The 11,588-nt window shown below is 67.7% G+C and carries 11 protein-coding genes; 4 read left to right on the top strand and 7 right to left on the bottom strand.

Annotated features, from left to right (window positions below; all coding sequences use genetic code 11):
• Positions 1-64: 64 nt before the first annotated feature.
• The 7 genes from JI752_RS01215 to JI752_RS01185 all read right to left on the bottom strand — a co-directional run bounded on the left by JI752_RS01215 (position 65) and on the right by JI752_RS01185 (position 6,328).
• Positions 65-784, bottom strand: a complete 720-nt coding sequence (locus tag JI752_RS01215) for a molecular chaperone (protein WP_216958192.1) — start codon at positions 782-784, stop codon at positions 65-67.
• A gap of 51 nt (positions 785-835) precedes the next feature.
• Entirely contained in the window at positions 836-1,381 is a 546-nt protein-coding gene (locus tag JI752_RS01210; RefSeq protein WP_216958190.1) for a spore coat U domain-containing protein, read from the bottom strand.
• 4 nt (positions 1,382-1,385) lie between these two features.
• Positions 1,386-1,892, bottom strand: coding sequence for a spore coat U domain-containing protein (locus tag JI752_RS01205; protein WP_216958189.1), 507 nt, complete (start codon positions 1,890-1,892; stop codon positions 1,386-1,388).
• 51 nt (positions 1,893-1,943) lie between these two features.
• Entirely contained in the window at positions 1,944-2,246 is a 303-nt protein-coding gene (locus JI752_RS01200; RefSeq protein WP_216958187.1) for a hypothetical protein, read from the bottom strand.
• A 264-nt stretch (positions 2,247-2,510) separates the two neighbouring features.
• On the bottom strand, positions 2,511-4,250 hold the full coding sequence (locus JI752_RS01195; RefSeq protein WP_216958184.1) for a pseudouridine synthase: 1,740 nt from the start codon (positions 4,248-4,250) through the stop codon (positions 2,511-2,513).
• Positions 4,243-5,265 carry an SMC-Scp complex subunit ScpB gene (gene scpB, locus JI752_RS01190; RefSeq protein WP_216958182.1) on the bottom strand — a complete coding sequence of 341 codons (1,023 nt, stop codon included), beginning with the start codon at positions 5,263-5,265 and terminating at the stop codon, positions 4,243-4,245. The genes JI752_RS01195 and scpB overlap by 8 nt, the downstream gene beginning before the upstream one ends.
• Positions 5,266-5,413: 148 nt before the next feature.
• A complete protein-coding gene (locus JI752_RS01185) occupies positions 5,414-6,328 on the bottom strand; it encodes a ScpA family protein (protein WP_216958180.1) in 915 nt (304 codons plus the stop codon).
• Positions 6,329-6,686: 358 nt separating this feature from the next.
• Between JI752_RS01185 and JI752_RS01180 the strand changes: the two genes are divergently transcribed.
• The 4 genes from JI752_RS01180 (at position 6,687) to JI752_RS01165 (ending at position 11,518) form a co-directional block, all read left to right on the top strand.
• Entirely contained in the window at positions 6,687-6,986 is a 300-nt protein-coding gene (locus JI752_RS01180) for a YciI family protein (protein ID WP_216958178.1), read from the top strand.
• A complete protein-coding gene (locus JI752_RS01175) occupies positions 6,983-7,276 on the top strand; it encodes a BolA family protein (protein ID WP_345777309.1) in 294 nt (97 codons plus the stop codon). Before JI752_RS01180 ends, JI752_RS01175 begins: the two co-directional genes overlap by 4 nt.
• A 166-nt stretch (positions 7,277-7,442) precedes the next feature.
• Entirely contained in the window at positions 7,443-8,459 is a 1,017-nt protein-coding gene (locus tag JI752_RS01170) for a LacI family DNA-binding transcriptional regulator (RefSeq protein WP_342315274.1), read from the top strand.
• Between the two features lie 89 nt (positions 8,460-8,548).
• On the top strand, positions 8,549-11,518 hold the full coding sequence (locus tag JI752_RS01165) for a TonB-dependent receptor (protein WP_216958174.1): 2,970 nt from the start codon (positions 8,549-8,551) through the stop codon (positions 11,516-11,518).
• Positions 11,519-11,588 lie beyond the last annotated feature (70 nt).

The raw sequence follows: 11,588 nt of genomic DNA, 5'->3' as shown, positions 1-11,588 counted from the left end.
CTCCCTTCCGCAGCGGCAGGGCGGCGCCGTGAGGCATCGCCGTCGTCGCAACCTGCTCTGCCGGTTACAGGTCGACCTTGAGCGGCTGTCCGTCGAACATCGCGGTCATGCGCACGGGGCGCCCCTTGGCGGCGGCGTTGGCGGGGATCGTGACGGTCCACTGCATCGTCCTGCCCGCCAGCACATAGCCCAGCAGCCCGCCCACGACGGGCGTGGTGGCCCCGCCGGCGTGTTCGATGACCACTTCGGATGCCTGCACGTGCGAGTCGCTCTTGTTTTGCGCATTGAGCGTCAGCGCATTGCCGGTGACGTGCGCGGCGATCGTGACCTGGCCCGGCGGCATCGTCGCCTTGGGCAGCACGAACACCGGCACTGAATAGCGCATCTGCACGGACACGCCGACGTTCGGCGCGTTCTTCGCATCGGGAATCTCGTCCACGACCAGGCGATAGGCTTCCTCGGTCGTGATGGCCGACTTGTCCACGCGCACGACGCGGATCGACTGGGTCTGTTTGGGCGCGAGCGTCGCCATGGGCGGACTGGCCACCAGCTTCTGCGTCGGCGTGAGGCGATCCTGGTTGCCCTGCTGCTCCCAGGCGAACACGCGCACCTGCGCCTTGATCGGCGTGTCGCCTTCGTTGGTGATGGTCATCACCGCCGTCGCCTTGCCCGGGGCCAGCGTGATGCTCGTGGGCATGACGTGGATGGACGCGGCCATTGCGCCGCCAACGGCGAACGACATAGCAGTCACTAGCAGCGCATTGCTCAGTTGGGTGAACTTCATGGCGCGTCTCCGTGCAGCGGGTGAAGGCCGACGGGCACGGTGCCCGCGCGGTTAGTAGGTGATCGTGGCGGTGATGGTGGTGGTGTAGGTGCCGGGCGCCTTGGTGGTCTGCATCGCGTAGATGCGGCCGTAGATCGTGTAGCTCTGGTTGCTGCCGGTGCCCGTGCCGCCGGCGGTATCGGTGCCGGGCGTCATGCCCCAGATCTGCGTGTATCCGGCATCGCGGTAGAGGTTGAACGTCATGGTGCCGCCGGGACCGCTCAGGGAGCGCACCGCGACGGTGGAGCCGCCGACCGATCCGGCGTCCAGGCTCACCGAGTAGGCCGTGCCGGGCGTGCAGGCGACGACGAGGTTACTCGTGCCGTAGTACGCGATGTTCTGCACACCGATCGTGCCGAAATCGAGGTTCGGGATGGCGATGATGGTGCAGTCGTTGATGATGCTTGCATTGACGGTGAACGAAGCGGTGCGCGTCGCGGCGTCCAGCGGTGCGATGCCCAACGCCGACACCATGATCGATATGGCGCAAAGGCGAGACGCGCGCAGCACGATGGACGCAATGCGAGCCGCCTCGTGCCGGTGGCCGGTGTTCGCCATCGGATCAGTAGGTGATCGTGACGGTCACCGTGCTGGCGTAACTGCCCACGGCAGGTGCCGGCTGCGGTGGGATGCGGGCGTAGATGGTGTACAGGTTGTTGCTGCCGTTGCCGGTGCCGCCGACGGTGTCGGTGCCGGTGGTGTTGCCCCAGTTCTGCGTGCGGCCAGTATCGCGGAACAACTGGTACTGCAGCGAGCCACCGCCACCGCTGGCCATGCGTCGATCGGTGATGGTCGAACCTGCGCCGGTTCCTGCGTCCAGTGCAACGGTGTAAGTCGTGCTGGGCGTGCACGCGACGGTCAGCACGCTGGTGGTGTCGATGTTGGCCGTTGTCACGCCGACGGTGCCGAAGTCGATGTTCGGCGCGCTGATGATGGTGCAGTCGCTGACCATGGTCGCCAATACCTGGAACGTGGCTGTCTTGGTAGCGGCAGTCGACGTCGTCGGGCTGAACGCAACGACGGCGATCGTGACGATGCACAGCGGTTTGAGGAGGAGCACGGGATGCATGGCGGATCTCCTGATGTGCAGTGCTGCGACCGGACCCGATGCCCGGCCGGACTAATAAGTGACGAAGACGATGAGTCGGCGAGCCGCGGGCGTGTGGTCCGCACGGCCGGAGGAGATGCGCGGCGTCATCGACACCGCGTGCGGTACGGCGGGCGAGCAGATCACCTGCACACGCTCGTTCGAGCGGGCAGCTGCGGGCATCATGTCGAAGGACGATGGAGCGCGCATCAGGCACGATGCGTCGATCCGGGCGGTAACCTGAAATGAGCCGGTCCGCGTCGCCGCCGATGCCGCGCACGCGAGCATGAGCGCGCTTGCGACCGCGCCCGCACGAATCGTGCACTCCATCGCCATGGCGCGGGCTCCTGGTTGTCGTCCGGTGTGCGGCCGGTGAGGGAGGGCGGAGGCATCGGTCACGTATGCCTCGCCCCATGCTTTCCCCGCGCGTGTTCAGCGACGGTGAAATGGCGTGAATTCGCACGCGAAGGTGCGTGCCGGGCGACGAACGGCGAGCGCCTGAGTGCAAAGCGCCTTGCGACCAATGCATCGCAACGGGACGCGTCGCCACAAAAAGAAACAGGGCGCCTGGGCGCCCTGTTTCTTTCACTACTTCAACGATCAGCCGCGCGGACCGCGACCGCCGCCGGGACGCCCGCCACCGCGCGGACCGCCCGGACGCGGACCAGCGCCGGCCGGACGCGGACCGCCGCCACCGGGGCCGCGGTTGCCGCCCGGACGGTTGCCGCCGGGCTTGCCGCCCGCCGGCTTCGGGCCGCCCGGACCGCCCGGACGACCGCCCGGACGCGGCGCGCGCGGCTTGTCGCCGTACGGGTTGAAGCTGCCGGGATTGGCGTGATCGGACGGGAAGCTCGGCGCATTGCCCGGATGGCCGTACGGACGCGAGCTGCGCTGGCCCTGACCCTGGCCCTGACCGCCGCCCGGGCCACGGCGTTCACCATAGCCGCCGCCACCGCCACCGCCGCTGCGTTCGCCGTAACCGCCACCGCCGCTGCGCTCGCCACCGAAGCCGCCTTCGCGACGCGGACCGCGTTCGCCGTAGGCACCGCCGCCGCCCGGACCGCGGCTACCGCCGCCCGGACCGCCCGGTCCACGACCGCCGCCGCCCGTGCGCGGCTTGTCGCCGTAGGGCTTGCGGGGGCCGCGTGCATCGGGATTGCGGTGACCGCTCGGGCCGGTATCGACGCCATCGGGCACGTACCAGGTGCGGAACGCCGCCGGATTGCCTTCCGGCAACGGCTTGGGACCCTTTTCCTTGCGCTGCTTGAACGGCTTGTTGCCGGCCTTCGCCGCGGCTTCGCCGCTGACGGTCAGGCCGCCGTGCTTGCGTGGGCCGCCGCGACCGCGACCGCGGTCTTCGCGCACGTGGTCGAAGCGGCGCAGTTCGCGGCCTTCGTCGGCCGTGTTGTGGCCGCCGACGTAGCCGTGCGAGCGGGCCTTGCCGGTCAGGTCGATCGTCGACTTGGCGGCCTTGCGCTGGCCGATCACCGGCTGCAGCGTCAGCGCCGACGGCGTGCCGTCTTCCAGACCGAGCTTGTTGCGCAGCGATTCCACCGCCTCGGAGGCGAGTTCGCGCGACTGGCCGCGCAGCAGTTCGCGGGGCAGGGCGACTTCGCCGTAACGGATGCGCTTGAGGCGGCTCACCTGGCAGCCCTGCGACTCCCACAGGCGGCGCACTTCGCGGTTGCGGCCTTCCTTCACCACGACGCGGAACCAGTCGTGCGAATCGGTGCCGCCGATGCGTTCGATCTCGTCGAACTTGGCCGGGCCGTCTTCCAGCGCCACGCCGCGGGCGAGGCGGTCGACGATGTTGTCCGGCACGACGTCCTGGCCTTCCGGCGCGCGCACGCGGCAGACGTATTCGCGCTCCACTTCGAAGGACGGGTGCATCAGCGCGTTGGCCAGCTCACCGTCGGTGCTGAGCAGCAGCAGGCCGGTGGTGTTGATGTCCAGGCGGCCGATGGCGATCCAGCGCGCGCCCTTCAGCGCGGGCAGGGCCTCGAACACCGTCGGGCGGCCTTCGGGGTCTTCGCGCGTGGTCACTTCGCCTTCGGGCTTGTTGTACATCAGCACCCGCGAGGCTTCGGTCAGCGCACTGGCGACGAACTGGCGTCCGTCGATCTCGATGCGGTCGCCGCTCTTCACGCTCATGCCCACCTGCGCGGTCTCGCCGTTGACCTTCACCAGGCCGTCGGCGATGCGCTGTTCCAGCGCGCGGCGCGAACCCAGTCCGGCCTGCGCGAGCACCTTGTGCAGGCGCTCTTCCAATCGCGGCGCCTCGGTGGCGTCCGGATCGGCGGCGCGTTTGAGGGTGAGCTTGCGGCTCTTTTCTTCAGTCATTTTTGTGTTGCTCCGACTCGGCCAGTTCGGCTTCGTCATCATTCGGAACGGTCGTCGTCTCGACGGCGTTGTCTTGCTCGTGATCGTTCGCGTCCGCCGCGCGCTTGCCCGGCGCGGCTTCGGGGTCGCCCTGGAGGGCATATTCGGTTTCGTCGATGTCGAGGTCGGTGACCTCGTCTTCGGTGATTTCGGTGTTGTCTTCGTCAGCCTCGGCATTGGCGACTTCGTCGACGGAGTCGCCGGTCTGCGCGTGCCCGGCGTTCTCGTCGGCGGCTTCGTCGCTGCCGGTGTCGTCGGCCTCGCCTTCGGCCGCGCCGGCGGCGTTTTCTTCGTCGGCGCCGCCGTCGTTCGCGGCGGCGGTGTCGTCGGCCGCGTCCTCATCCGACGCCTGCGCGCCGTCGAGGTTGGATGCGTCGGCGCCTTCGTCCGCGATGCCCGCGGCGATCGGAGCCGGCGTGCCTTCGAACGCCAGCTGCGGTTCCAGCTCGCCGATGTCCTTCAGTTCCGACAGCGGCGGCAGTTCGTCCAGGCGCTTGAGGCCGAAGTAGTCCAGGAACACCTTCGTGGTGCCGAACAGCGCCGGCTTGCCGGGCACGTCGCGGTGGCCGACGACGCGGATCCACTCGCGCTCTTCCAGCGCCTTGATGATGTTGCTGTTGACCGCCACGCCGCGCACCTGCTCGATCTCGCCGCGCGTGATCGGCTGGCGGTAGGCGATGAGTGCCAAGGTCTCAAGCGTGGCGCGCGTGTAGCGCGTCTGGCGCTCGGTCCACAGGCGCGCCACCCAGGAGTGGACGTCGGCCTTGACCTGGAAGCGGAAGCCGGAGGAGACCTCGACCAGCTCCACGCCGCGGTCGGCACAGGCTTCGCGCAGGGTTTCCAGCGCCTGCTCGACGCTGTCGGCCGGCGCCGGCTGGTCTTCGGGGAACAACGCGTGCAGCTGCGCCAGCGTCAGCGGCTGGTTCGCCGCCAGCAGCGCGGCTTCGACGATGCGGGTGATCAGTTGTTGATCCATGGATCGATCGGTTTCCAGTCTCTTGGCCCGTCAGTCCCGCGAACGCGGGCATCCGGTGCCTTGGAAGCGTTTGACGCCGAATCGGAGGTCGCCGGATTCCTGCTTTCGCGGGGACGACGGGGTGTTGCGGGATGACGCCTTGGCGCCGTCAGCCATCGTTGGCTGCCGGCTCGTCGAACTCGCTGCTCAGTTCGATCTCTTCCCCGTCCTTGAGCAGCGCGAGCGACTTCACGTAGATCGGTGCGAACGGTGCTTCCTGCACGATTTCCACCAGTTGCTCCTTGGCCAGCGTGAGCATGCCCAGGAACGTGACCACGATGCCGAGCTTGCCTTCCTCGGCGGTGAACAGCGTTTCGAAGCGATAGAAGGCGCCGTCCTTCAAGCGTTCCAACAGCTCGCCCATGCGCTGGCGGACGCTGAGGGCATCGCGCTTGATCGCGTGCTGGGTGAACAGCTCGGCGCGCTTGAGCACGTCGTGCAGGGCCAGCAGCATTTCCTTCAGATCCACCGGAGGCGGCAGTCGCACCGAGGCGCGGTCCGGGACGAAGGCCTGCACCGGCGCGGTGTCGCGGTCCTGGCGGGGCAGGGAATCGATGTCCTCGGCGGCCTTCTTGAAACGCTCGTACTCCTGCAGGCGGCGGACGAGCTCGGCGCGGGGGTCTTCTTCCTCGCCTTCCTCGTTCGGTGCGCGCGGCAGCAGCATGCGCGACTTGATCTCGGCCAGCATGGCGGCCATGACCAGGTAGTCGGCGGCCAGCTCGAAGCGCATCTCGTGCATGGCCTGGATGTAATCGACGTACTGGCGGGTGATGTCCGCCACCGGGATGTCGAGGATGTCCAGGTTCTGCCGGCGGATCAGGTACAGCAGCAGGTCGAGCGGGCCCTCGAACGCCTCGAGGATGACCTCCAGCGCATCCGGCGGGATGTACAGGTCCTGCGGGATCTGCAACACGGGCTGGCCGTGCACCACCGCCAGCCGCATTTCCTGCTGCTGAGGCGTGGTGTGGGCCGGGGCGGCCACGGGTTGCGGATCGCTCGCGTCGGCTGCGCGTTCTTCGGTCATTCGGAGGCGGCCCCTCCGGGCCACGGCACTGCATATCGCTCAGGCTGGCGGCCGTCGGGGCCACCGGGGATGCAACGGACTTGCTAAGACGAACTTGTCGGAACGTCGGGCCCGGTCCGAACGGCCATGGCCGGCGCGTCACGCGAGGGCGTGGCGGGCGACTTGGGGTTTCGGGCTCGGGGCCGTCGGGGGCAGCGGCGCACCTGGGTGCGTGCGAGGCGACGGTGTGGGGAGCCGGTCGCGTCGGGCCGCTGCAGCCGGCCTTGTGAAGGCAAGGGTACGGCCTCGCCCGGGCCGTGTCCAGCCGCTTGCCGACTACAATTCAGCTCGTTTCCCCCAATCCGAGGACGCACGGCGCATGTGGTACGTGATCGAAGGTTATGACGGCAAGGACGTGCTCGCCCAGCGGCTGGCTGCGCGGCCCGAGCACCTGGCGCGCCTGACCGCGCTGCGCGACGAGGGCCGGCTGCTGCTCGCCGGGCCGTGCCCGGCCATCGACGCCGAAGATCCGGGCCCGGCCGGCTTCAGCGGGAGCGTGGTCATCGCGGAGTTCGAGTCCCTCCAGGCCGCCCGCGCCTGGGCCGATGCCGATCCCTACGTGGCCGCCGGCGTCTACCAGCGCGTGGAGGTTCGTCCCTTCCGCAAGGTGCTGCCGTGAGCGGCAGCCCGCTGCCCAGGGCCGAGCGCGCGGCCGCGATCCGCACTGCGCTGGAGGCGGCCCTGGCCCCGATTTCGCTGGAGATCGAGGACGAAAGCCACCGCCACGCCGGGCATGCCGGCGCGGCGGACGGGCGAGGGCACTTCCGGGTGGACGTGGTCAGCGCGGCCTTCGCCGGGCTCACGCCGATTGCCCGCCATCGCGCGATCTACGCCGCGCTCGGCAACCTGATGGACACCGATATCCACGCATTGGCGATCCGCGCGCGGACTCCGGCCGAGGCGGAATGAGCCCGGCGAGTCGGCTGCGCGTCGTTGTCGCGGCGCAGCAATGGTCGCGTGGATTGGTGGCAGGAAGGCAGACGTTGGCGACGTTTCGCGCAACGACATAACGTCTGCTTTACACTCGAATTTGAAAACGATTACAGTCCGCGCGCATTGTCCGCGGAGGCCCTGCGTGTCGAGCGTAACCATTAAAGACGTCGCCCGCGTGGCGCAGGTATCGGTGGCCACCGTTTCGCGCGCGCTCAATGGCCACGGCAACGTGGCCGAAGACGTCCGCAACCGAGTCTTCGCCGCCGCGCAGGAGCTGCGCTACACGCCGCACGCCGCCGCGCGCAGCCTGAGCAGCCGGCGCACCCAGACGCTCGGCGTGGTCCTGCCGGACCTGCACGGCGAATTCTTCTCCGAGCTCATCCGCGGCATCGACCAGATCGCCCGCGCGCAACGGCTGCACCTGCTGGTGTCCAGCTATCACGGCAATCCGGAAGAGCAGGGCGCCGCGCTGCGCGCGATGCGCGGACGCGTCGACGGACTGATCGTCATGTCGCCCTTCGTCGAAACGCCGAGCCTGGGCGAACACCTCGATCCGTCGCTGCCGACCCTGCTCATCAACAGCCAGGCCGAACTCGACGGCACCGCCGTGCTGGGCGTCGACAACTACGGCGGCGCGGTGACGATGGTCGAGCACCTCGTCGCCATCGGCCATCGTCGCATCGCCTTCATCGCCGGTCCCACCGGCAATTTCGATGCGCACGAGCGTCTGCGCGGCTATCGCGATGCGCTCGCGCAGCGACTGCCCGGCACCGCCGAATGGGTGTTGCAGGGCGACTTCTCCGAAGCCTCCGGGCACCGTGCCGGACACGAGTTGCTCGCCGCCGCGCAGCGGCCCGATGCCGTGTTCGCCGCCAACGACATGATGGCGCTGGGCTGCCTGTTCGCCTTCGCGCAGGCCGGCGTGAACGTGCCGGGCGACATCGCCGTGGCCGGCTTCGACGACATTCCTCTGGCGCGCTACGTCCACCCGGCGCTCACGACCATCCGCGTCAACATCGCCGAACTCGGCGCGCGCGCGGCCCGATTGCTCATCGCGCAGGTCGCCGGAGATGCGGCCAGCGAATCGTCGGTGCTTTCGACGGAGCTGATCGTGCGCGAGTCGAGCGGCTCGCCCACGCCTTCCCCGCGTTCTCCGTGACCAACGCCCGCTGAGCGTCACGGATTCTTGTGGCTGTTCGCTGTAAACGATTCCATGCGGTTCGACATGCTTTTGGAGAGAGGAAGCATATGAATTCAAGGTTCCCCCGCCTTCCGTCGCGCAGGCTGCTTGCCTGCGCCCTGGCCAGTTGCCTGGCCGTCGCCGCCCCCGCGGTGATGGCGCAGAGCACCTCGGCGACCATCCGTGGACAGATCACCGTCGACGCGGCCCCCGCGAGCGATGCGCAGATCACCGCCACCAACACGGCCACCGGACTCTCGCGCAAGGTGCAGGCCGTCAACGGTACCTACAACGTCGGCGGCCTCCCGCCCGGCACGTACCGCATCGACGCGGTCGCCGGCGGGCAGACCACGACCAAGACCGTAACGCTGGCCGTCGGCCAGACCGCCACGCTGAATCTTTCGGCCGGCGGCGTCGCGGAGACCGGTCCGGTCGCAGACGCCACGACGGTCGACACGGTCACCGTCACCGGTGTGGCGCTGGCGGAAGTGAAGACATCGGAAATCGCCACCTACGTAAGCGGCAAGCAGATCGACATGCTTCCGCAGAATTCGCGCAACTTCCTGTCCTTCGTCGATCTGGCGCCGGGCATGGAATTCCAGCAGGGCGCCGACGGCTCCACGCGCATCCGCTCCGGCGCCGGCACTCCCAATGGCATCAACGTCTACATCGACGGCGTCGGCCAGAAGGATTACGTGCTGCGCGGCGGCATCAGCGGCCAGGACTCCACCAGCGGCAACCCGTTCCCGCAATCGGCCATCGGCGAATACAAGATCATCACGCAGAACTACAAGGCCGAGTACGACCAGCTCAACAGCGCAGCGATCGTGGCCACCACGCGCTCGGGCACCAACAACTTCGAAGGCAGCTTCTTCTGGGACCGCACCTCCAAGGACTGGCGCACGCGCACGGTCTTCGAGGAGCGTCTGGACACCAAGGCCGAAACCGGTGCCGAACAATACGGCGCCACGTTCGGCGGCCCGATCCTGCGCGACACGGCGCACTTCTTCCTGGCCTACGAGGCGAAGGAGTTCGACCGGGCGCGCTCGCTGACGCTGGGCGAGGGCTACACCATCGACCGGTTGCCGGCAGCGCTGCAGGAAGAGGCCGGTACCGGACTGTTCATCGCGCCCTTCAAGGAAGATCTGTACTTCGCCAAGATCGACTGGCTGCTGGGTGAGGACCATTATTTCGAATTCACCACCAAGTACCGCGACGAGAGCGAGCTGACCAACCTCGGCAACGGTCCCAACCTGCCCAGTTACGCCACCAACAAGCTCAACGAGGAAACGCGCGTAGACCTGCGCTACCAGTTCACCCATGGTGCCTGGCTCAACGACGCGCACATCACCTACGAGGACGCTAGCTTCAACCCCAGCCCGCTCAACAACGGCGTGGCGTACAACCTGATCAACTTCAACGGCAGCGACGTCAACGCGCGCCTGATCACGCGCAGCGGGGCGGGCTCGGACTTCCAGGAGAAGGGACAGAAAGGCTGGGGCTTCCAGGACGACCTGACCTACACGGGCCTCACGGGCCACACGATGAAGATGGGCGTGAAGTTCAAGGATGTCGACGTCAGCGCGATCGAGCGCCAGCCGTACAACCCGCAGTTCACCTACGACGTCAACGGCAGCCTCGTCCAGCCCATCCACGTGCGGTTCGGTTCGGCCCTGCCGGGTGTCGGCGACGGCAGCGCGGAGTCGAGCAACAAGCAGTACGGCATCTATTTCCAGGACGACTGGGAGGTCAACGACCACCTGATCCTCAACCTCGGCCTGCGCTACGACTACGAGAAGAGCCCCAGCTACACCAACTTCGTCACGCCCGCCGACGTGGTCGACGCGCTGCGCGCGTCCACGGCGATCAACGCGCCGAACTCCGGCGTGAACATCAACGACTACATCAGCACCGGCAACAACCGCGACTCGTTCAAGGACGCCTGGCAGCCGCGCGTGGGTTTCTCCTACGACCTCAACGCCGACCAGCGCCACGTGATCTACGGCGGTGCGGGACGCGCCTACGACCGCAATCTCTTCGACTGGCTGCAACTGGAAGTCACCAAGGCCACGTTCCCGGCCACCAACGTGTACTTCCGCCGCGGCGACGGTACGTGCCCGCTCGCGACCGAACCGTGCGTGGACTGGAATCCGGCGTTCTTCGATCCGGCGACGCTGGCCGCGCTCGCGTCGCCCGACGGAGGTGGACGTGAGGTGTTCCTGCTCGACAACGATCTGAAGGTGCCGTACTCCGACCAGTTCAGCCTGGGCATGCGTAACACCGTGGGCGAATGGCTGACGGACGCCACGATCTCGTACGTGGAAGGGCATGACGGCTTCGCATGGTTGCTCGGCAACCGTCGCGACGACGGCACGTTCTTCGCGCCCGGCTTCCAGTGGGGCTCACCGTTCAACCAGGGGCTGGACGGTTTCAGCAACCTGATCCTGGGCACCAATGGCCTCAAGACGCGCACCAGTTCGCTGTACCTGAAGGCGGAGAAGCCGTACACGGCCGAATCCGGCTGGGGCGTCACCATCGCGTACACCTTCCTCCACGCGGAGGAGATGCGCGAGTCGCCGGAAGTCTTCGCGCTGGATTACCCCACGCTCAACCAGTACGGCTGGAACGACGCCGAAGTGCCCGATCACCGCCTCGTCGCCACCGGCCTCTACGACGGCCCGTGGGGCGTGACGCTCTCGGGCAAGATCACGCTGTCGTCGAAGATCCCGCGCTACTTCGTCAACTGCTTCGACATCGATCGACCGAACAACTGCTTCATCGATCAGTACAAGCCCGATGGCGACTTCGGTTACAAGCAGGTCGATCTGGCGGCGCAGAAGGACTTCGACACCGGTTCGGGCTTCAAGATGTGGGTGCGCGGTGACATCCTGAACGTCTTCGACTGGGCGAACTACGACGGCTACGACGATTTCCCCGGGAACTTCGGGTCCCCGGCGAACCCCAACTTCGGTGAACCGAACTCGCAGGTCGCATTCCCGACCCGTACGTTCAAGCTCTCGCTCGGCTTCAACTTCTGACCCGGTCCGCCGGCCGCCTACCTCGTCGGGGCGGTCGGCGGACTCGGGGTGTCTTCTTACTGGATGAACA

This window comes from Lysobacter sp. MMG2 (genome assembly GCF_016735495.2).
Classification (GTDB): domain Bacteria; phylum Pseudomonadota; class Gammaproteobacteria; order Xanthomonadales; family Xanthomonadaceae; genus Lysobacter_J.
Note: the sequence above shows the minus strand (reverse complement) of the source record. Positions and strands in the feature narration are given on the sequence as shown.

Bases quoted from the DNA above. Each gene is read 5' to 3' on its own strand.
- JI752_RS01185 (WP_216958180.1), bottom strand. From the start codon at position 6,328: ATGACCGAAGAACGCGCAGCCGACGCGAGCGATCCGCAACCCGTGGCC.
- JI752_RS01205 (WP_216958189.1), bottom strand. From the start codon at position 1,892: ATGCATCCCGTGCTCCTCCTCAAACCGCTGTGCATCGTCACGATCGCC.
- JI752_RS01215 (WP_216958192.1), bottom strand. From the start codon at position 784: ATGAAGTTCACCCAACTGAGCAATGCGCTGCTAGTGACTGCTATGTCG.
- scpB (WP_216958182.1), bottom strand. From the start codon at position 5,265: ATGGATCAACAACTGATCACCCGCATCGTCGAAGCCGCGCTGCTGGCG.
- JI752_RS01180 (WP_216958178.1), top strand. From the start codon at position 6,687: ATGTGGTACGTGATCGAAGGTTATGACGGCAAGGACGTGCTCGCCCAG.
- JI752_RS01200 (WP_216958187.1), bottom strand. From the start codon at position 2,246: ATGGCGATGGAGTGCACGATTCGTGCGGGCGCGGTCGCAAGCGCGCTC.
- JI752_RS01165 (WP_216958174.1), top strand. From the start codon at position 8,549: ATGAATTCAAGGTTCCCCCGCCTTCCGTCGCGCAGGCTGCTTGCCTGC.
- JI752_RS01195 (WP_216958184.1), bottom strand. From the start codon at position 4,250: ATGACTGAAGAAAAGAGCCGCAAGCTCACCCTCAAACGCGCCGCCGAT.
- JI752_RS01210 (WP_216958190.1), bottom strand. From the start codon at position 1,381: ATGGCGAACACCGGCCACCGGCACGAGGCGGCTCGCATTGCGTCCATC.